This window comes from Actinomadura viridis, from assembly GCF_015751755.1.
GTDB classification, from domain to species: Bacteria; Actinomycetota; Actinomycetes; order Streptosporangiales; family Streptosporangiaceae; genus Spirillospora; species Spirillospora viridis.
This window is the reverse complement of the sequence record NZ_JADOUA010000001.1, coordinates 2,719,300-2,738,597: the sequence shown is the minus strand read 5'-3', so window position 1 is coordinate 2,738,597 and position 19,298 is coordinate 2,719,300. Positions and strand designations below refer to the sequence as shown.

At 74.8% G+C, this 19,298-nt stretch carries 19 protein-coding genes, 1 tRNA gene and 1 riboswitch; of the genes, 5 read left to right on the top strand and 15 right to left on the bottom strand.

The features are described from left to right. Positions 1-194: 194 nt before the first annotated feature. The 5 genes from IW256_RS12280 to IW256_RS12260 all read right to left on the bottom strand — a co-directional run bounded on the left by IW256_RS12280 (position 195) and on the right by IW256_RS12260 (position 4,415). Positions 195-644 carry a PH domain-containing protein gene (locus IW256_RS12280; protein WP_231403752.1) on the bottom strand — a complete coding sequence of 150 codons (450 nt, stop codon included), beginning with the start codon at positions 642-644 and terminating at the stop codon, positions 195-197. Next, positions 637-1,512 (bottom strand): ATP phosphoribosyltransferase, encoded by an 876-nt coding sequence (hisG, locus tag IW256_RS12275; RefSeq protein WP_197011079.1) that lies wholly within the window; start codon positions 1,510-1,512, stop codon positions 637-639. The genes IW256_RS12280 and hisG overlap by 8 nt, the downstream gene beginning before the upstream one ends. A 475-nt stretch (positions 1,513-1,987) precedes the next feature. Further along, entirely contained in the window at positions 1,988-2,488 is a 501-nt protein-coding gene (gene ribH, locus IW256_RS12270; protein WP_197011078.1) for a 6,7-dimethyl-8-ribityllumazine synthase, read from the bottom strand. Continuing rightward, positions 2,485-3,729, bottom strand: coding sequence for a bifunctional 3,4-dihydroxy-2-butanone-4-phosphate synthase/GTP cyclohydrolase II (locus IW256_RS12265; RefSeq protein ID WP_307828861.1), 1,245 nt, complete (start codon positions 3,727-3,729; stop codon positions 2,485-2,487). Before IW256_RS12265 ends, ribH begins: the two co-directional genes overlap by 4 nt. Positions 3,730-3,776: 47 nt before the next feature. Beyond that, the gene (locus tag IW256_RS12260; protein ID WP_197011077.1) at positions 3,777-4,415 is read right to left on the bottom strand and encodes a riboflavin synthase; all 639 of its coding nucleotides are present in this window, start codon (positions 4,413-4,415) and stop codon (positions 3,777-3,779) included. An 80-nt stretch (positions 4,416-4,495) separates the two neighbouring features. Then, positions 4,496-4,626: riboswitch (FMN riboswitch) on the bottom strand. Positions 4,627-4,791: 165 nt separating this feature from the next. Between IW256_RS12260 and IW256_RS12255 the strand changes: the two genes are divergently transcribed. Continuing rightward, positions 4,792-5,223, top strand: a complete 432-nt coding sequence (locus IW256_RS12255; protein ID WP_197011076.1) for a DoxX family protein — start codon at positions 4,792-4,794, stop codon at positions 5,221-5,223. Between the two features lie 7 nt (positions 5,224-5,230). Here the strand turns inward: IW256_RS12255 and IW256_RS12250 are convergent, their stop codons facing one another. After that, on the bottom strand, positions 5,231-5,725 hold the full coding sequence (locus tag IW256_RS12250; protein ID WP_197011075.1) for a DUF6069 family protein: 495 nt from the start codon (positions 5,723-5,725) through the stop codon (positions 5,231-5,233). Between the two features lie 115 nt (positions 5,726-5,840). Here IW256_RS12250 and IW256_RS12245 point away from each other — a divergent pair, with 115 nt between their 5' ends. Both IW256_RS12245 and IW256_RS12240 read left to right on the top strand, forming a co-directional pair. Then, positions 5,841-6,275 (top strand): MarR family winged helix-turn-helix transcriptional regulator, encoded by a 435-nt coding sequence (locus IW256_RS12245; protein WP_197011074.1) that lies wholly within the window; start codon positions 5,841-5,843, stop codon positions 6,273-6,275. 103 nt (positions 6,276-6,378) lie between these two features. Continuing rightward, entirely contained in the window at positions 6,379-7,632 is a 1,254-nt protein-coding gene (locus IW256_RS12240) for a serine hydrolase domain-containing protein (protein ID WP_197011073.1), read from the top strand. Between the two features lie 46 nt (positions 7,633-7,678). On the opposite strand, the gene IW256_RS12235 is transcribed toward IW256_RS12240, so the two are convergent. The 8 genes from IW256_RS12235 to IW256_RS12200 all read right to left on the bottom strand — a co-directional run bounded on the left by IW256_RS12235 (position 7,679) and on the right by IW256_RS12200 (position 17,178). Beyond that, complete coding sequence (locus tag IW256_RS12235; protein WP_307828860.1) at positions 7,679-8,344, bottom strand: HAD-IA family hydrolase; 666 nt, start codon at positions 8,342-8,344, stop codon at positions 7,679-7,681. Next, positions 8,341-9,012 (bottom strand): ribulose-phosphate 3-epimerase, encoded by a 672-nt coding sequence (rpe, locus tag IW256_RS12230; protein WP_197011072.1) that lies wholly within the window; start codon positions 9,010-9,012, stop codon positions 8,341-8,343. The genes IW256_RS12235 and rpe overlap by 4 nt, the downstream gene beginning before the upstream one ends. 32 nt (positions 9,013-9,044) lie before the next feature. Next, positions 9,045-10,016 carry a phosphatase PAP2 family protein gene (locus IW256_RS12225; protein ID WP_197011071.1) on the bottom strand — a complete coding sequence of 324 codons (972 nt, stop codon included), beginning with the start codon at positions 10,014-10,016 and terminating at the stop codon, positions 9,045-9,047. Between the two features lie 82 nt (positions 10,017-10,098). Next, positions 10,099-11,538, bottom strand: coding sequence for an RsmB/NOP family class I SAM-dependent RNA methyltransferase (locus IW256_RS12220; RefSeq protein ID WP_197011070.1), 1,440 nt, complete (start codon positions 11,536-11,538; stop codon positions 10,099-10,101). Continuing rightward, positions 11,538-12,488, bottom strand: coding sequence for a methionyl-tRNA formyltransferase (fmt, locus tag IW256_RS12215; RefSeq protein ID WP_197011069.1), 951 nt, complete (start codon positions 12,486-12,488; stop codon positions 11,538-11,540). Before fmt ends, IW256_RS12220 begins: the two co-directional genes overlap by 1 nt. Continuing rightward, positions 12,488-13,033: a peptide deformylase gene (gene def / locus IW256_RS12210; RefSeq protein WP_197011068.1), complete on the bottom strand. Its 546-nt coding sequence runs from the start codon at positions 13,031-13,033 to the stop codon at positions 12,488-12,490. The genes fmt and def overlap by 1 nt, the downstream gene beginning before the upstream one ends. A gap of 100 nt (positions 13,034-13,133) precedes the next feature. Next, entirely contained in the window at positions 13,134-15,041 is a 1,908-nt protein-coding gene (locus IW256_RS12205) for a hypothetical protein (RefSeq protein ID WP_197011067.1), read from the bottom strand. Positions 15,042-15,057: 16 nt separating this feature from the next. Beyond that, positions 15,058-17,178, bottom strand: a complete 2,121-nt coding sequence (locus IW256_RS12200) for a primosomal protein N' (RefSeq protein ID WP_197011066.1) — start codon at positions 17,176-17,178, stop codon at positions 15,058-15,060. A gap of 55 nt (positions 17,179-17,233) precedes the next feature. On the opposite strand from IW256_RS12200, the gene IW256_RS12195 reads away from it, so the two are divergent. Next, a tRNA-Trp gene (locus tag IW256_RS12195) sits at positions 17,234-17,311 on the top strand. A gap of 20 nt (positions 17,312-17,331) precedes the next feature. Continuing rightward, entirely contained in the window at positions 17,332-17,922 is a 591-nt protein-coding gene (locus IW256_RS12190) for a DUF6896 domain-containing protein (RefSeq protein WP_197011065.1), read from the top strand. Positions 17,923-17,971: 49 nt separating this feature from the next. Here the strand turns inward: IW256_RS12190 and metK are convergent, their stop codons facing one another. Continuing rightward, the gene (metK, locus tag IW256_RS12185; protein WP_197011064.1) at positions 17,972-19,165 is read right to left on the bottom strand and encodes a methionine adenosyltransferase; all 1,194 of its coding nucleotides are present in this window, start codon (positions 19,163-19,165) and stop codon (positions 17,972-17,974) included. Positions 19,166-19,298 lie beyond the last annotated feature (133 nt).

The following is a 19,298-nucleotide window of genomic DNA, read 5'->3' as shown; positions in this document are numbered from 1 at the left end:
TGAGGACGGCCAAGGTCGGACCGGTGGGATTCGAGTTGATCGCCGGTAAGGTCCGGCATCGCACATTGCGTATGCTTTCCCCCCGGTTCATACCCTCAAAACTCGATTTTCGGGCCGAGGGCACTTCGCATCGATCCGGCACCGGCGAGGAAGCGGCGCCGCGTCCCGGCGGGGGGTTCCGCGCCGGGACGCGATCAGCGGTCGGGGGCCTCGGCGTGCTCGACCAGCAGGCCGCGCAGCTGCTCCACCTGCCGGGCGGCGAGGGCCTTCTCGGCGCCGTTGATGCCCATCGCGCCGAGCGAGGTGCCGTCGGCCAGGTCCAGGGCGGGCCAGGGCTCGCCGGGTCCCATGGTCACGTCCACCACCTCGGCCCACTCCAGGCGGCGGGTCCGGAAGGCGTTCACGACGGTGAGCCCGGCGGCGTCGGCCACGACCCGGCAGCGGGCGAGCATGTGCAGGATCCAGGCCAGGAACAGGCCGAACCCCACCATGAGGATCCGGTCGAACACCTTGAACTGGGGGGCCACCACGACGGCGAGCACGACCATGCCGAGCACGATCACGCCCGCCGTCGCGTAGGCGACGACCCGGGTGGTGCGGGGGCGCCACACCACCGGCAGCGCCGGAGCTCGCGTCTCAGTCAACGATCTTGGAAATCGGGATCTCGAGGATGTCGCGGGCACCGGCCGCCTTCAGCGCCGGGATGAGGGTGTTGACCCCGCGCTTGGCCACCACGCTCTCCACCGCGTGCTGCTCGCCGCCCGCCAGCGGCGTCACCGTGGGCGAGGACATCGCCGGCATGATCTCCAGCACGGCGCGCAGGGCGGTGTCGGCGACGTTCAGCTTGAGCAGGACGTTGCCGCGGGCCCGGATGGCGCCCTGCAGCAGCAGGGCGACGTCCTCCATCGCGGCGCGCTTGGCGGCGTCCTCGTAGGACGCGCGGTTGGCCACCAGCTCGGTGTAGCTGGTCAGGAGGGTGTCGAGGATGCGCAGGCCGTTCTTGCGCAGCGACGAGCCGGTCTCGGTGAGGTCCACGATCACGTCGACGATGTCGGGGACCTTGGCCTCGGTGGCGCCGTAGGACGGGACCACCCTGGCCTTGACGCCGTGCCTGTCCAGGAAACGCCGGGTCAGGGCCGGGAACTCGGTGGAGATCCGGACGCCCTCCGGCAGGTCGGACACCTTCTGCCAGGGCGCGTCGTTGGGCACCGCCATGATCACGCGGACCGGGTTGTCGGTGGCCTTGGAGTACTTCAGCTCACCCAGGCTGACCACGTCGGAGTCGGTCTCGGTGATCCAGTCGCGGCCGGTGATGCCCAGGTCGAACAGACCCTGTTCGAGGTAGGTGGGGATCTCCTGCGGGCGCAGCACCCGGACCCGGTCGATGCGCGGGTCGTCGATCTGCGCGCGGTAGTCGCGGTCCGAGGCGCGCCGGACCGTCAGGTCGGCGGCGTCGAACAGCTGCATGGTCGCCTTTTCCAGCGAGCCCTTGGGCAGGACGAGAGACAGCACGGGAGAAGCCTTTCGATGGTGGGAACGCGTACGGGAAACCGGGACGTGCTCAGGAGCCCAGATGCTCCACGCCGTGCCCGGCGTGACCGTGATGCCGCGGGCCTCGCAGGGTCAGTGCCATGTCGAGTGCGGCCACCGTCGCCTCCATCCCGTGGTATCCGCGCCGGCCGTTCCGTCCGGCTGCTCCTGCCTGGCCGCGCCGGACGGAACGTCCGGCGCCTTGCCCTCCACAGATCTTACGCCGTCCACCGGGCGGCGCGCGGCCCGCCCCACCCTCCGGCGTGCCGCACGCCCCCGGCGCTAGGCTCTGTTTCAAAGTCCCGGCCCACGGCGCTCGCCTGGCGGCTCGCGCCTGACCGGGCCTGTGCGAGCGCGGCATCGCTTCGCGATCTGCCAGGTGAGGCTCGCCTCCGGCATCGCCCCACCTGGCAGCCAACGCGCTCGCGCGGTGGCTGAGGCTACTTCGAGACACGCCCTAGCCGCGGACGCTCCCGGCGGGCGCGGCCCCCCGCAGCCGCCGCAGCGTCAGGGCCGTGTCCAGGGCGGCCACCACCGACTCCCAGCCCTTGTCCTCCTGGCTTCCGGGGAATCCCGCGCGGGCTTCGGCCTGCTCCCGGGTGTCGCAGGTGAGGACGCCGTTGCCGACCGGGGTGGCCTCGTCGAGTGCGACCCGTGTCACACCGGCGGTGACCGCGTCGCAGACGTAGTCGAAGTGGGCGGTCTCACCGCGGATCACCGCGCCCAGGCAGACCACGGCGTCCAGGTCGCGGGCCAGCTGCTGGGCGACCACCGGCAGCTCCAGGGCCCCGGCGACCCGGGCGACGGCGGGCTCGGCGATCCCGCACGCGCGCGCCGCGTCCACGGCGCGGTCCAGCAGCCGGTCGGTGATGTGCCCGTGCCAGCGGGTGCACACGATGCCGAGGGTGAGGCCCCCGGCGTCGACCGTGCCGTCCTCGGGACGTCCCGTTCCGCTCATGACTCTCCCTCCGGGGCTCCGGGCAGCCCGTCGATCCGGTGTCCGAGACGGTCGCGCTTGACCGTCAGGTAGCGCCGGTTGTGCTCGGTGACGATCACGGGCATGGCCTCGCGGCCCAGCACCTCGATGCCGAAGCCCTCCAGCCCGGCGAGCTTGGCGGGGTTGTTGGTCAGCACCCGGATCGAGCGGACGCCCAGGTCGCGCAGCATGTGCGCGGCGTTGGAGTACTCCCGGGCGTCGGCGGGCAGCCCCAGTTCCAGGTTGGCGTCCACGGTGTCGGCCCCGGCGTCCTGGAGCGCGTACGCCCGCAGCTTGGCCAGCAGCCCGATGCCGCGTCCCTCGTGCCCCCGCAGGTAGAGGATCACGCCGCGCCCCTCGGCGGCGACGCGTTCCATGGCGGCGTCCAGCTGGGTGCCGCAGTCGCAGCGCTCGGAGTGCAGGACGTCGCCGGTCAGGCACTCCGAGTGCGCCCGGACCAGCACGTCGGCGCCGTCCCCGAGGTCGCCGTGCACCAGGGCGACGTGCTCGCCGCCGTCGATCGCGCTGGCGAACCCGACCGCGCGCCACATGCCGTACCGGTTGGGCAGGCCGGTCTCCACGACGCGTTCCACCAGGGCCTCGCGGCGCTTGCGGTACTCCACCAGCCGCTCGATGGAGATCAGCTTGAGGCCGTGCTCCTTGGCGAAGACCTGCAGCTCGGGCAGCCGGGCCATGGTGCCGTCGTCGTTGACGACCTCGGCCAGCACCCCGGCCGGCGCGAGACCGGCCAGGCGGGCCAGGTCGACGGCGGCCTCGGTGTGCCCGCGGCGGCGCAGCACCCCGCCCGGGTGGTAGCGCAGCGGGAAGACGTGCCCGGGGCGCACCAGCTCGTCGGGCCGGGTCGCCGGGGCGCTCAGGAGGCGGATCGTCGTGGCGCGGTCGGCGGCCGAGATCCCGGTGCTGACGCCGTCGCGGGCGTCCACGCTGACGGTGTAGGCGGTGCGCAGCCGCTCGGTGTTCTGCGCCGTCATGAGGGGGATCTGGAGCCGGTCCAGGTCCGCGCCCTCCATCGGCACGCAGATCACGCCGCTGGTGTGGCGGATCGTGAACGTCAGCAGCTCGGGCGTGGCCGCCGAGGCGGCGAAGATGATGTCGCCCTCGTTCTCGCGGTCCTCGTCGTCGACCACCACCACGGGCCGGCCGGCCGCGATGTCGGCGACCGCCTCCTCGATGGGGTCGAAGATCCCGTCGTCCTCGCTCACTCCGCGCCTCCCGCTCGCCGTGTCCCCGCCGGTCTCCACGCCGTGGCTCACGACACGCCCCCCGCCGGGCCGGCCGTCTCCGGCGCCGGCTCCGCCGCGCGGGCGCCCAGCATCCGCTCGACGTACTTGGCGACGACGTCCACCTCGAGGTTGACCGGGTCGCCGGGGGCCTTGTGGCCGAGGGTGGTGAGGGCGAGCGTGGTGGGGATGAGCGCGACGCTGAAGGCGTCGTCGCCCGCCTCGACCACGGTGAGGCTGATGCCGTCCACGGTGATCGAGCCCTTGTCGACCACGTACCGGCTCAGGCCGGGGGGCAGGGAGACGGTGACCAGTTCCCAGCGCTCGCCGGGTTCCCTGGAGACGACGCGGCCGACACCGTCGACGTGCCCCTGGACCAGGTGCCCGCCGAGCCGGTCCTGCAGCCGTACGGGCCTTTCCAGGTTGACCCGGGCGCCCGGCCCCAGCGCGCCGAGGGCGGACCTGTCGAGGGTCTCCTTGACGGCGTCCGCGGTGAAGGTCTCGTCCTTGACGTCGACGACGGTGAGGCAGACGCCGTTGACGGCGATCGACGCGCCGTGCACGGCGTCCTGGGTCACGAGCGGGCCGTGGATCGTGAGCTTGGCCGAGTCCCCGGCGGACTCGATCCCCACGATCTCGCCGAGCTCCTCGACGATGCCGGTGAACATCTCCCGGGCCTCCAAAATCCTTGGATGCGAAGGCTCCGGGGGTACGACGGTCGAACGGCACACCCCGTCACAGGGGCGTCCAGCGCGCTGCCTCCCATCCGGACTTTCACCGTCGGTCCCGGAGTTCCACCGGGTCAACCGGCCGATGGCTTCGGCCGGGTCGCGGACTGTCACCGCCGGTTCGGAATTTCACCGACCCCGGAGCACGCGTTTTCACTGCTGGCAACCAGTGTGCCATGCCGGACATTCCCCGCCCCATGTGAGGATCCCCACGGGCGGAACCGAACCAAGCAAGCGCTCGCTAGGCTACCATGGACGCAACCGTTTATTGTTCAACAACCTCCGGGAAGGGTAGATACCGGGGACACGCGTCGCCGTGACGACGACCTCGGAGGTGGTCATGGACGTCATCGCACTGATCGGGCGCATCCTGTTCACAGCCGTCTTCATCGGGGCGGGCATCGGGCACCTGACCGCCACCGAGAGCATGGCGGGCTACGCGGCGAGCAAGAACCTCCCCCAGCCCCGGCTGATGGTGCAGTTCTCCGGCATCTACATCCTGCTGGCGTCGGCCCTGCTCATCCTGGGCATCTGGCCCGACATCGCCGCGATCGCGTTCCTGCCGTTCCTCATCCTCACCGCGCTCCTGTTCCACGATTTCTGGACCCAGGAGGATCCGCAGGTCCGGCAGAACGAGCAGACCCAGTTCCTCAAGGACATCTCCCTCGCGGGAGGCTCGCTCGCGCTGTTCGCCCTGTACGCCTCGTCCCCGCACCCGGGCCTCCTCCTGGTCGGCCCCGTCTTCTGACCGCCGGTCACCCGGGGGCGACCGGCCCCCGGGTGACCGTGCCGGGCGTGCCGGGCGTGCCGGGCGTGCTCGGAGCATGGACGGCCCGGGGGCCCGTGCGCCAGAAGCCGGGGACGAGGACCGCGGCCACCACCACATGCATGATCGCCAGGACCGCCTTGGTGCTGCCCGCGGCCTCCACCTGGAGGAGGGGCGAGAAGGACAGCACGAGGACGGCGAGGGCGACCACCGTCCAGACGATCCTGGCCCGCGACCGCGCGACCAGTTCCAGGACCGCGAGCAGGCCCCAGCCCGCCAGCGACGCCCCGGCCGTGAAGAACAGGACGATGCCGGCGCCCACGGTCGCCGTCTCCTCGCCCGGATAGGTCACGGCCAGTTCCAGCCCGGCGGCCGGCACCGAGAGAAGCCACACCACCGCGTTGGCGAGCACGGCCGCCCCGACCGCGACCGCCCGGCCGCGACGCCGGGCCCCCGCTCCCCGCACATCCTGCACCTCGGCCATCACGCAACCTCCTTGAGATTCACCATTGTTGAGATACTCAACTAACTTCACTCTAGAGCAAACACTTGAGGACCTCAACATTCGAGCCGCCCAACCGGCTGGCTATCATCGGCGTATGCAGTCCGAGGCCCCGCGTTCCAGCAGCGACGAACTGATGGAACTCGCCTTCCGCCTCGCCGGGCGCATCCGCGTGGGCCTCGACCGCGCCGCGGCCGAGCTGGACCTGCCGCCCGCCCAGGCCCAGGCGCTCGCGCGGCTGCGCTCCCCCGCCCCCATGCGCGAGCTGGCAGAGGTCATGTCCTGCGACGCCTCCAACGTGACCGGAATCGTGGACGGGCTGGAGCGGCGCGGGCTGGTGCGGCGGCGGCCCGACCCCCGCGACCGCAGGATCAAGCACCTCGTCCTGACCGAGGAGGGCGAGCGCCGGCGCGCCGCCCTGCACGCGAGCACCTCCAAGATGGCCGCCGAGGTCTTCGACCTGCCCGAAGCCGACCGGGAGGCGCTGCACGGCCTGCTCGCCCGCCTGGTGTCCCGGAGTGGCGACCGCTGACCTTCCCGGCGTCCCGGACTGATTACCATCACTCTGCCGAGCACATACTCTCCGAGATCATTTCGTCACTTAGAGTGATCAGTGATCTGATCGGAGGGGTTCCATGCGACGTCCAGCGCTCCGGCGCACCGCGTTCCTCGTGGCCGCGCTCACCGCCGCGGCCGGTGTCACGTCCCCGGCGCAGGCGGTGCCCCACGCCTACGAGGTGAGGTCCGCGGGGAAGGGGGACGCCGCGGGCGAGGCCCTCCAGCGCGTGCTGAACGAGGCCGTACGCCAGGGGGCTCCCGGGGCCCTCGCCCAGTCGCGCACGCCCCTGCGCGTTCTCGACCTGTCCAGCGGGGTGGCCGACGTCAGGACGATGCGGAAGCCCCGGGCGGCCATGAGGTACCGGATCGGCAGCATCACCAAGATCTTCGTGGCCACGGTGATCCTGCAGCTGGTGGCCGAGGGGCGCCTCAAGCTCGGCGACACCGCCGACGAGGTGATCCCGGGCGTCGTGAAGGGCAAGGGCTACCGCGCCGACCGGATCACCATGCGGATGCTGCTCGACCACACCAGCGGGATCTTCAACTACGCCACCGACCAGCGGCTCAGCGACTACGCCGAGAAGCACCCGAGGCACCGCTTCACCCTGGAGGAGCTGGCCTCGGCGGCGCTGGCCCACCCGCCCTACTTCCGGCCCGGCACCTCCTGGGCCTACTCCGACACCGACTACGTCCTGCTCGGGATGGTCATCAAGGCCGTCACCGGCCGGACCTACGCGCAGGAGATCAGGCGGCGGATCATCCGGCCGTTCCGCCTGCGCGACACCTACCTCCCGGGCGCCCGGCCGCGCATCCGCGGCCCGCACCTGCACGGCTACACGCCGGCCGAGGGCGGCCCGCCCCGGATGAAGGACGCGACCGACGTCAACATCTCCTACGCCACCGCCTCGGGCGACATGATCTCCACGGCGGGCGACCTGAACCGGTTCGCCTCCGCGCTGCTGAGGGGACGGCTGCTGCCGGAACGGCTGCTGCGCGCGATGCTGCGCCCGGTCCCCGGCTCCCAGCCCTATCCGGGCAGCGACATCTTCCGTTACGGCCTCGGAACGGTGATCGCGAGGCTGCCCTGCGGCGTGCGGGTGTACGGCAACGGCGGCACCCTGGACGGCTGGGAGACATGGGCGGGCGGGACCCGGGACGGGCGCCGCACGATGTCGTTCGTCTTCACCAGCGACGTCGTCGACCAGATCGGCCTGACCGCGCGGGCCCTGGAGGCCGAGTACTGCACCGCGCGGACCCAAGGGTCCCGGGCGAAGCCGGACGGGGCCGGCAAGCCCGGGAGGCGCCCGGCCCGGACCAAGGCCCGGCCCTGACCCGCTCCGGACTGCCCCGCCCCGGACTGACCGGGCCTTCCGCGGCTCAGGGCGTCCGGTGGAGGCCCGAGACCTCGATCCGCAGGCCGCCGGGGGCCGCCGACACCGGGGCGAGCCCCGGGAGGATCAGGTCGGCTCCGGCCAGCTCGGCGGCGTCGTGGCTGGTGGTCACCGCGACCACGGTGGCACCGGCGGAACGGCCCGCGCGCACGCCGGCCGGGGCGTCCTCCACGACCACGCACTCGCGCGGGTCGACGCCGAGGTGGCGCGCGGCCAGCAGGTAGCCCGCCGGGTCGGGCTTGCCCTCGCGCACGTCGGACGCCGTGACGACGACCTCGGGGAGCGGCACCCCGGCGGCCTCGGTACGGGCCCGCAGCTGGGCCGGGTCCATGGAGGTCACCATGGCCCAGGGCAGCCCGTTCATCGCCGCGAGCAGCTCGCGGGCGCCGGGCAGCGCGCTGACGCCGTCCACCCCGGCGGCCTCCAGCGCGTCCAGGCGCTCGGTGGCCTCCCGCACCCGCTCGGGCGGGAGGAAGCCGGCGATCGCGTCGGAGGTCCGCCGGCCGTGGGCGACCGCCAGGTAGGCGTCGGCGTCGACGCCGTACTCCCGGGCCCACCGCCGGGCCGCACGCTCGACCAGGGGCGTGGAGTCCACCAGCGTGCCGTCCACGTCGAACAGCACCGCCGGGCACGGCAGCGTCAGCACGCTCACCGGGAGGCGGCCCCCTCCGCCTGGCCCCGCAGCTTGCGCACGGCCTCACCGGGGTCGTCGGCCCCGTACACCGCGCTGCCCGCGACGAAGACGTCGGCGCCGGCCTCGGCGCAGCGTTCGATCGTCTCCTCGCTGACGCCCCCGTCGACCTGCAGCCAGACCGGCAGGTCACGGTCCTTGATCAGCTGCCGGGCGCGGCGCACCTTGGGCAGCACCACGTCCAGGAACCGCTGCCCGCCGAACCCCGGCTCGACGGTCATCAGCAGCAGCATGTCGATCTCGCCCAGCAGGTCCTCGTACGGCTCCACGGGGGTCGCCGGGTTGATGCCGAGGGCGGCGCGGGCCCCGGCGGCCCGGATCGCGCGCAGCGTGCGGATCGGCGCCTTGGCGGCCTCGGCGTGGATGGTGACGCTGCCCGCGCCCGCCTCGGCGTAGGCGGGCGCCCACCGGTCGGGGTCCTCGATCATCAGGTGGCAGTCGAGCGGAAGCGCGCTGTGCCTGAGCAGCGCCTCCACCACGGGCAGCCCGAGGGTGAGGTTGGGCACGAAGTGGTTGTCCATGACGTCGACGTGGACCCAGTCGGCGGAGTCGGCGATGCGCTCGACGTCCTCGGCGAGGCGGGCGAAGTCGGCGGACAGGATGCTGGGTGAGATCTGCGGTGGGGCCATGATGTCCCGAGTCTAGAAGGCCCGGCCCCCGGTCATCTCCCCCGCCCTGGTGAACGCGCGGGTGACGGCCCCGCCGCCTCCTCCCCCGGCCGCGCCCCCGGACGGGGCGTCCGGTCGGCGAGCCGGAGGCGGACGAAGGTCTCCGGCGCGCCGGCCGCGACCCACAGGCCCAGCAGCACCTGCGCGGCGAACGCCGGGACGGGCTCGGTGCCCAGGAACAGGCCCAGGGTGTAGAGGGCCAGCGCGCCCGCCGCGCCGATCGGGAGCCGGAGCAGGCGGCGCGGCACGGTGCCGCCGGGGTCGTACCGGACGTGGCGGGCGGCCACCGACAGGCCCGCCAGCAGGCCGGACAGCGCGCCGGCCGCGGCCGCCCCCTCGCCCAGCGTCACGGGGTCGACGCTGCCGCCCGCCGCCGTGATCGCCCTCACCCAGGCGGCGGGCCAGCGCCAGCCGTCCATCGACTCCAGCGCGGCCTGCATGCCGCCGAGGACCACCAGTCCCACCGCGAGGCTGAGCGCGAACTGCACGGTCAGGGAGCGGGCCTGCCACCACGGCACCACCCGGGGCTCGAGCCAGAGGACGGCGGCCAGGAACCCGGCGCCGATCCCCCAGCCCGCCAGGACCTGGCCGGGCGAGTGGACGCCGAGCACGATCCGGGAGATCCCGATCAGGACCACCAGCAGCGCGGCCCCGGCCCACAGCGCCCGCCGCCGGGTGCGGCTCGCCAGGTACCCCCACAGCACCACCCCGTTCTGCGCGTGCCCCGACGGCATCCCGAAGGAGGCGCGCGGCTCGTGCCCGGTGATGGAGCGGTCGGTCCAGAACGGGCGCGGGTCGTGCAGGAGCAGCTTCAGCCAGGTGTTGAGCGCCGAGCCCAGGGACAGCACCACCGCGGCCCGCGCTCCCAGCCGGGAGTCCACGCACCAGTACAGGACCACCAGCAGGGGCAGGTAGAACGCCGCGCTGCCGATGAACGACAGCACGTGCATGACGCCTATGAGCACGGCCCTCCCCGGCGGCCGGAAACACTGCGGTCCTTGACGGTTACCCTGAGGGACGATCGGCTAACGCCGCGGGTTCCCGCTCTCACCCGGCGGCGTCCGCCTTCCGCAGCAACGCCAGGAACATCGCGTCCGTACCGTGCCGGTGCGGCCAGAACTGCGCGTACGGGCCCTCGCCGACCCCGGTGAGGCCGGGGGCGACGCCGGCGAGCACGGCCGGCGCGTCGAGCCTGGCCACGTCGTCGCGGCCCCGCAGGACGTCGTCCACGACCACGCGCGTCTCGGCCAGGTGGGGCGAGCAGGTGACGTACGCCACCACTCCCCCGGGCCGGACGGCGTCGAGCGCGCCGCGCAGCAGCCCGCGCTGGAGCGGGCCCAGCTCGGCCACCGCCTCCGGCCCGCGCCGCCACCGCGACTCGGGGCGGCGCCGCAGCGCGCCCAGCCCGGTGCACGGCACGTCCAGCAGGACCCGGTCGAAGGCCCCGGGACGCCACGCCGGCACGGTGCCGTCGGCGGCGACCACCGCCGCCCGGTCGTCGACCGCGCGGGCGACCAGGGCCGCGCGGTGCGGCTGCAGGTCGGCCGCCAGCAGCCGGGCGTCCCGTTCGGTGGCCAGGGCCGACAGCAGCCCCGCCTTGCCGCCCGGCCCGGCGCACAGATCGGCCCACCGCGCGTCCCGGCCCTCCAGCGGGGCGGCGGCCAGGGCCAGCGCGACCAGCTGGCTGGCCTCGTCCTGGACGGCGGCGCGGCCCTCGCGCACGGCGGCGATCGCGGCGGGGTCTCCCTCGGGCAGCACCGCCGCGTACGGCGAGTACGGCGCGGGCTCGGCCCCCGCCTCCCGCAGCTCGCCGGGGGTCGCCCGGCCGGGCCGGGCCACCAGCGTGACGCGGGGACGCTCGTTGTCGGCCGCCAGCAGCGCCTCGATCTCGCCGCGGTCGGGCCCGAGCGCGTCGCGCAGCGCGCTGACGATCCACGAGGGGTGGCTGTAGGCGACCGACAGCCGGGCCGCCTCACCGCCGCCCTCGGGGACGACGATGGCCAGCCAGGCGTCCAGGTCGCGGCCGGCGACCTTGCGCAGGACGGCGTTGGCGAACTTGGCCTGCCCGGGCCCGGCCACCGACCGCGCCAGGTCCACGGCCGTGCCGACGGCGGCGTGCGGCGGGATCCGGGTGGCCAGGATCTGGTGCGCGCCCAGCCGCAGCACGTCCAGCAGCGGCGGGTCGATCCGGCGCAGCTCGCGGTCGCTGCACAGCGCCAGGACGGCGTCGTAGGTGCCGCGCCCGCGCAGCGTGCCGTAGGTCAGCTCGGTGGCCAGCGCCGCGTCGCGGCCGGACAGGCCCCGGTCGCGCAGCCGGGCCGGCAGCAGCAGGTTGGCGTAGGCGTCGCGGGTCTCGACGGCGCGGATCACGTCGAACGCGGTACGGCGGACCAGGTCCTCGGGGCGGCCGGTGCGGCGCGGCCCGGCGGGCCTGCGGTTGCGGCCCGGGTGGCCGTGGCCGTCCCGGCGCCTGCGTGCGGGTGGCATCAGACCAGCGTGTCCTTACCGGTGAGGGCGGTGCCGCGCGTCCAGTCGAGCGCGGACATCCGGCGCTTGCCCGGGGGCTGGACCTCGCCCAGCGCGACGGGGTGGGTGGCGGTGCCGACCAGGACCTCCTTCTTGGAGACCCGCAGCTCGCCGGGGGCCAGCGGCCCGGTGTCGCCGCCGGCCAGGCCGGCGCCCGCGGCGAGGCGGACCGGGCCGAGCTTGATCCGCTCGTCGCGGAAGGTCGTCCAGGCGCCCGGCGCGGGCGTGCAGGCCCGGATCAGCCGGTCGACGCGGCGGGCGGGGGCGGTCCAGTCGACCCGGGCGTCCGCCGGGGTGATCTTGGCGGCGTGGGAGACGCCCTCGGCGGGCTGCGGGCGCGGCTCCAGCACCCCCGCCTCGATCCCGTCCATGGTGTCGGCCAGCAGCGCGGCACCGGCGACGGCGAGCCGCCCGAGCAGGTCGCCCGCGGTGTCGCCGGGCCGGATCGGCTCGGTCAGCACCCCGTAGACCGGGCCGGTGTCCAGGCCCTCCTCGATCTGGAACGTGGCCGCGCCGGTGATGTCGTCGCCGTGCAGGATGGCGTGCTGGACGGGCGCGGCGCCGCGCCACGCGGGCAGCAGCGAGAAGTGCAGGTTGACCCAGCCGTGCCGGGGGATGTCCAGGGCCGGGCGCGGCAGCAGCGCCCCGTACGCCACCACCGGGCAGCAGTCGGGGGCGATGGCGCGCAGCCGGTCCAGGAACTCGGGGTCGCGGGCCTTGGCCGGCCTGAGCACCTCGATCCCCGCCTCCTCCGCCCGTACGGCGACCGGGCTGGGGACCAGCCTGCGGCCCCGGCCCGACGGCGCGTCGGGCCGGGTGACGACGGCGGCCACCTCGTGCCGGGGGGAGGCCAGCAGGGCCTCCAGGGACGGCAGCGCGGTGTCGGGCGTGCCCGCGAAGACCAGCTTCACTAGATGGCCTTCCCGAACGTGCGGTGCGGGGAGTCCTTGACCACGGGGGCCGGCTCACCGAACCACTCGGCCTCCCGGATCGCCTTCATGGCGGCCTTGCGCTGCTCGGGGTCCATCCGGTCGATGAAGATGATCCCGTCCAGGTGGTCGGTCTCGTGCTGGACGCAGCGCGCCAGCAGGTGGGTGCCCTCCAGCGTGATGGGCTCGCCGTGCATGTTGAAGCCCTTGGCCACGGCGCGCACGGCCCGGGGGGTGGGGAAGGCCAGGCCGGGCAGGGACAGGCAGCCCTCGTCGTCGGTCTCCCGCTCGTCGGACAGGTCGAGGGTGGGGTTGACCACGTGGCCGAGCCGGTCGTCGACGCAGTAGGTGAACACGCGCAGCCCGACGCCGAGCTGCGGCGCGGCCAGGCCCGCCCCCGGCGCGTCGATCATCGTGTCGGTGAGGTCCTTGACCAGCTGCCGCAGCTCCTTGTCGAAGTCCTTGACGGGCTCGGCCGGGGTGCGCAGCACGGGATCGCCGAAGAGGCGGATGGGCTTGACGGCCAACGAGGACTCCGTTTCCTGTCCTGAACGTCACTGGGCCCGCCGGGTCGCCGGGGCCGGCGGGCGGGTGTCCCAGTCTACGAAGGTCTCGGCGTCGCGCGTCTCAGCCCGCGGCGGGCGTCCCGGCGGGCGCGGCCCCCGCCCGGGGCGCCGAGCGCGCCTTGTAGGCCGCGGTACGGGCCGTCTTGGCGATCGCCTTGTCCGGGTGGTGGTCGCCCAGGGCCTCCAGGACCCGGGCGGCGTCGGGGTGGTCGCTGCGCCACATCTCCCGCACCATGCCGTCCAGGTCGGCCCCGGCGGGGGCGTCGGCCACGGCGGCGGCCACCGCGTCGCGCGGGTCGGCGGTCTCCAGCATCCCCGCGACCGTGTCGACGAAGAGCCAGAGGTACTCGTCACGGCCGGGCTCCGCCGCCCCGGCCCCGGTCGCGTCCGTGCCGTTCCGGGCCAGCCAGAGCAGGGCGTACGGCCGTACGGGGCGCTCCGCCGCCGCCTCCCGCACGACGGGCTCGGCCTCGGCGCCGAGGCGGTTCAGGACGGCGGCGGCGAGGTTGCGGGCGCCGGGGCCGCCGGTCCGCATGACCTCCAGAAGGTCCCGGGCCGCCGCCGGCGCCTCCCGGCCCGCCAGCCAGCCCTCGATCTCCTCGTCGGCGGTGTCCTGGCGGTGCAGGACGAGCCCGGCGACCAGCCCATCGGCCGGCGCGTCCGCCAGATCGCCCACCACCGGGGCGAGGAAGCCGTCGGCCAGCAGCAGCTCCCGGACGCCCCACACGCCGAGCGGGGTCAGCGCGTAGCCGGGCTCCGGGCCGGTGCCCGGGGCCGGGGCGGCGACGCCCCAGCTGACGAGGTCCTCGATCTCCCGGGCCAGGGCGGCCCCGAGCGCGTCGGCGATCTCCCGGGGCGTGGCGACCTCGTACGCCCCGGAGACGTGCTCGGCGAACGCGCCCGCCAGCTCGCCGGACGTGGCCGGCTCGTCCTGCTCGTACAGGTGGATGAGCACGCCGGTGAGCTCGTTCTGGACCAGCCGGACGGGGTCGAGGCCGCCCTCGGGCTCCTGCTCGGGCACCACGGCCGCGTCGAAGAGGCGCAGCCACAGGTTCAGCGTCGCCTCGTCCCCGGCGGCGTCCCCGTCCCCCTCGGCGGGGGCCAGGAGAGCGGCCGGCTCGGGGCCGGGCACGGCCGTGCCGTCCCGCCGCGTGATCAGCTCCGCGTCCATCGCGGCCCACCAGAGCCGGTCGAGCTCGGGCAGCAGGTCCGCCTGCTCGGACACGTCGCCGGGACGGCCCGGCGGCAGGCCGAGCGCCTCGGCGGCGGCACGCGCGTCATCCGCCGCCAGCTCGCCGTCCCCGGTCACCGGGCGGCCCTCGCCGAGCCACCCGGCCAGCGCGCGGGCCTGCGCCGCCAGGCCGGAGGCGCGGGCGGCGGCGGCCAGCTCGGCGGGCGGGGCCAGCCGCACGGGCGGGACGACGCGGTCCTCGATCTCGCGCAGGTACGCCTCGGTGCGGGCGTAGCGCTCCTCGTCGGGCAGCGCCTCGAACTCGCGCACCCAGCGCTCGACGGCCTCCTCGTCGTCCACCGGCACGCCCTCGGCGGCCATCATCCCGGCGATGACCTCCGCGGCGGCCTCGCGGTCCGAGGCGTCGGCGGCGGTCACGGCCTCGGTGAACTCCGGGACGAGCCGGTCCAGCTCCGCGGCCAGCCCGTCGGCGTCGGCGTCCCCCACCGCGCCGGTGTCCCGCAGGAAGGCGACCAGGTGCCGGGCGGCCCCGACGACGGCCGGGACCTCCTCCGGGCCGGCGACCACCGACTCGGGGAAGACCTCCAGCATCAGCTCGCGCAGCAGGGGCGGGGTCAGCGCGCCGGGGCCGGGCAGGCCCAGGTCCTCGCGGGCGAGGTCGAGCAGGAGGAGCATCCCCTCGGCGTCCGCGGCGTCCCCGGCGTCCGCCGCCGGGCCGCCTCGCTCCGCCCAGCGCCGCAGTTCCCCATCGACGGTGTCCACCCAGTTGTCGGCCACCCGAGAACCCTAGTGGTCAGATCAGTTCCAGGGGGTCGATCTGCACACGTACGCTCTCCGGCGCCTTGCGCGCGCTGCGTATCCCCTGCGCCTCCCGGAGCGCCCTCGCCAGGGCCGGACCGGCGGCGCGGGGCACCCGGACCAGAGCGCGCTCCTTCTCGGGCGCGCCGGCGTCCTGCGCGGCCCGGCCGGTCACGGCGACCGGGACGGGCCCGAGGACCTCGGCCCCGTCCGGGAGCCGGGCGTGGGCGAGCAGGTCGCGGATGGCCGCCGGGGTCCCGGTCAGGGACGCCATCCGCACGGCCGGGGGGAACCCGACCTCGCGGCGCTCGGCCAGCTCCCGTTCGGCGTAGGTGACGGGGTCCCAGCGGACGAGGGCCTGGGCCGGGGCGAGCCCCCCGTCGGCCGACACGACCAGGGGCGCGGACGGGCGCAGCAGCGCGGCGGCGTTCATCCAGCGGCGGAGGGTCTCCTCACCGGCCCGCAGGTCGGCGCGGCCGAGCAGCACCCAGCCGTCCAGCAGCAGCCCCGCCGCGTACCCGTCCCCCTCGGCGACCGGCTCCGCGCCCGGCGTCGACACCACCAGCGCCGGCCGTTCCCCGACCCTGTCCAGCACCGCCTCGCGCCCGGAGGTGCGCACCGGAACGCCCGGGAACGCCCGGCCGAGCTCCTCGGCCGTACGGCGCGCCCCCACCACGACGGCCCGGACATGGCGGTGACCGCACTCGGGGCACGACCAGTCGCCGGCGATGCGGCCGCACCACCGGCAGTAGGGCGAGGCGTGCGCCGACACCAGCGCCAGCGGCCCCTGACAGGCGCCGCACCGGGCCGGAGTGCGGCACCGGCCGCAGGCCAGGCCGGGCAGGTAGCCGCGGCGCGGCACCTGGACCAGCACGGGACCCAGCTCCAGGGCCTGCCGGGCGGTCTGGAACGCCAGGCTGGTGAGCCGGGCGGTCCGGGCCGCGCCGTCGCGGGCCAGCTCGGCGTCCTCCCCCACGGGCCGGACGCGCGGCATCGTCCGCCGGACGCGGTCGCGGCCGGCGGCCAGCGCGTGCGCCCACCCCGACTCCACCAGCCGGGTCGCGTCGGTCGTCCGGGTGAACCCGCCGATCAGCGCCCCCGCGCCCGTCCGGTGCGCGCGCAGCGCCAGCACCTCGCGCGGGTGCGGGTACGGGGCGTGGGGCTCGGCGTGCACGTCGTCCCCGTCGTCCCACAGCACGACCAGGCCCAGGTCGGACACCGGCGCGAACATCGCCGCCCGGGTGCCGACGACCGCCCGTGCCGTCCCCCTGCGGATGGCCAGCCAGCGCCGGTAGCGCTCCGCCGGGCCCGGCTCGGCGGTCAGGGCGACGTGCCGGCCCTCCCCCAGTTCGGCGGTCAGGGCCTCGTCCACGCGGGCGACGTCCCTGCCGTCGGCCATGACCACCAGCGCGCCCCGGCCGCCCCGGAGGGTGACGGCCACGGCCCGCGCGATCGCCGCGGGCCACTCGGGACCGGGCAGGGCCGTCCACACGGCGCGCGGCGCGCCGCCCCGTTCCAGCGCCTTCAGGAAGGACGGCCCGGCCGGGTACTCCGCCCACGGCCCCGGCCCGCCGTCCCCCGCCGGAGGCGCCTCCGCCGGGACGGCCTCGGGCCGGGGCTCGGCCTCCACCCGGGCGTGGCGCGGCGGGATCGCCAGCCTCAGCACGTCGGCGAAGGTGCCCGCGTACAGGTCGGCCACCTCCCGGGCCAGCGCCGCGATCTCCGGGGCCAGGACCGGTTCGGAGGAGGTGACGCGCTCCAGGTACGCCAGGCGCCCCTCGTGGTCGCTCTCGGCCGCCCGTTCCAGCATCAGGCCGTCGACCAGCTGCCCGGCGAACCGGACCCGCACCCGGCACCCCGGCACCGCCTTCTCGTCCAGCTCGGCGGGCACCAGGTAGTCGAAGGGGCGGTCCAGGTGCGGCAGGGACATGTCCACGGCGACCCGCGCGACGGGCAGGTCCTCGGCGGGGCGCCGGGCGCCCTTCCCGCCCTTGGCGGTCTTCCTGGCGGGCTTGGTGTCCTTCTTGGCGGGCCTGCCGGGGGGCTGCTCCGCGGGCACGCGCGGGACGTCGTCCAGTCCCGGGATCAGCTCCGTCTCGCCGCCGTCGTGTCTCACGCACCCGTCCTACCAGATGGGACCGACTCCGCCGGATGCCCTAGGCTGCCGCCCGGCGGGCCGTAGCGCAGAGGTCGTCGCGCCCGGCTCCACACCGGGAGGACGCCAGTTCGATTCCGGCCGGCCCGCCCCAGGGCGGGAGAGGAGGATCAGGTGACGCTTTCGGGGATCCCCTCCGACGCCGAACTGCGGCGCTCGGTGACGCGCGGGCGGCACGCGGTCATCCCGCTGGAGGCGGGGCCCTCCTGGGAGGAGGTCACGGCCGCGGCGGCGGCGCTGCAGGAGCGGCTGGCCGCGGACGATCTGATCGTCTTCAACTCGGGCTCCGGGGACGGCCGTCCGCGGCTGACCGTGGTGCGGGTCGTCGGTACGGAGGAGGCACGCCGCCTGCGTCCCGCGCTCGACGCGCTGGTCGCCGACTTCCGGAGCCTGGCGGAGCGGCTCTCCGAACGCTTCCGCCTGGAGATCGAACCCGCCTCCGACCGGGGCGAGACCTACCCCCGGCGGCTCGTCGTGGACGGCGAGCCGTGGCAGGCCGACCCGCACGGCGTGCACTGCCGCTTCGAGAGCCTGGAGAGCGGAGTCGTCGTCGAGGCCCACAACCGGCGGCCCGGCACCCTCGACCCTTACTTCCTGCTGCTGTTCGCCGAGACCTCGGGGCGCCATCCGGAGGTGCTGTCGGCCTGCGTGGAAGGTTTCCACGACATGAGCCGCCTGCTGGACCTGGCCGGTCTCACCCCGTGACGCGCGGGGCCGGGGAGGTCGCCCTCCCCGGCCCCGCCGCACGCGCGTGTCAGAGTCCGGCGACCCCGGCCAGGGCGGTCGCGCGGTCGGTGGACTCCCAGGAGAAGTCCGGCTCCGGGCGGCCGAAGTGGCCGTAGGCGGCGGTCTGGGAGTAGATCGGGCGCAGCAGGTCCAGGTCGCGGACGATGGCGGCCGGGCGCAGGTCGAAGACCTCCAGCACGGCCTCCTGGATCTTGGCGACCGGGAGCTTCTCGGTGCCGAAGGTCTCCACGAACACGCCCACCGGGTGGGCCTTGCCGATCGCGTACGCGACCTGCACCTCGGCGCGGTCGGCGAGGCCCGCCGCGACGATGTTCTTGGCCACCCAGCGCATCGCGTACGCCGCGGACCGGTCGACCTTGGACGGGTCCTTGCCGGAGAACGCCCCGCCGCCGTGCCGGGCCATGCCGCCGTAGGTGTCCACGATGATCTTGCGGCCGGTGAGCCCGGCGTCGCCCATCGGGCCGCCGATCTCGAACCGGCCGGTGGGGTTGACCAGCAGGCGGTAACCGGTGGTGTCGAGGTCGAAGTCGGCCAGCACCGGGTCGACGACGTGCTCCTTGACGTCCGGGGCCAGCAGCTCCTTGAGGTCGATGTCGGGAGCGTGCTGGGAGGAGACCACCACGGTGTCGAGCCGGACGGCGCGGTCACCGTCGTACTCGATGGTCACCTGGGTCTTGCCGTCGGGGCGCAGGTAGGGCACCACGCCGCCCTTGCGGGCCGCCGACAGGCGCTGCGCGAGCCGGTGCGCCAGGGTGATCGGCAGCGGCATCAGCTCGGGGGTCTCGTTGGTCGCGTAGCCGAACATCAGGCCCTGGTCGCCGGCGCCCTGCCGGTCCAGGTCGTCCAGCCCCTCGCCCTCACGGGTCTCGTAGGCGTCGTCGACGCCCTGCGCGATGTCGGGCGACTGCGCGCCGATCGACACCGACACGCCGCAGGAGTGACCGTCGAAGCCCTTCTTGGAGGAGTCGTAGCCGATCTCCAGGATCTTCTCGCGGATCACCCCGGGAATGTCCACGTAGGTCTCGGTGGTCACCTCGCCGGCCACGTGCACCTGGCCAGTGGTGATCATGGTCTCGACGGCGACCCGGCTCTTGGGGTCGTCCTTGAGCATCGCGTCGAGGATCGCGTCGCTGATCTGGTCCGCGATCTTGTCCGGGTGTCCTTCGGTGACGGACTCGGAAGTGAACAGGCGGCGAGACACGTTACGTGAACTCCTTGCAGCGGCTGCTGACTGACGTCGCAGAACGGACTTGTGGTTGTCGGCTCCCCGCGGCGGGAAACGCCGCCCCGCGCGGGCTGGACGGTTGGGCTGGCATGACCGGCCGGGCCCCGCG

Bases quoted from the DNA above. Each gene is read 5' to 3' on its own strand.
- IW256_RS12250 (WP_197011075.1), bottom strand. From the start codon at position 5,725: ATGGCCGAGGTGCAGGATGTGCGGGGAGCGGGGGCCCGGCGTCGCGGC.
- rpe (WP_197011072.1), bottom strand. From the start codon at position 9,012: ATGGCCCCACCGCAGATCTCACCCAGCATCCTGTCCGCCGACTTCGCC.
- ribH (WP_197011078.1), bottom strand. From the start codon at position 2,488: ATGAGCGGAACGGGACGTCCCGAGGACGGCACGGTCGACGCCGGGGGC.
- IW256_RS12220 (WP_197011070.1), bottom strand. From the start codon at position 11,538: ATGCCACCCGCACGCAGGCGCCGGGACGGCCACGGCCACCCGGGCCGC.
- IW256_RS12260 (WP_197011077.1), bottom strand. From the start codon at position 4,415: ATGTTCACCGGCATCGTCGAGGAGCTCGGCGAGATCGTGGGGATCGAG.
- IW256_RS12245 (WP_197011074.1), top strand. From the start codon at position 5,841: ATGCAGTCCGAGGCCCCGCGTTCCAGCAGCGACGAACTGATGGAACTC.
- IW256_RS12240 (WP_197011073.1), top strand. From the start codon at position 6,379: ATGCGACGTCCAGCGCTCCGGCGCACCGCGTTCCTCGTGGCCGCGCTC.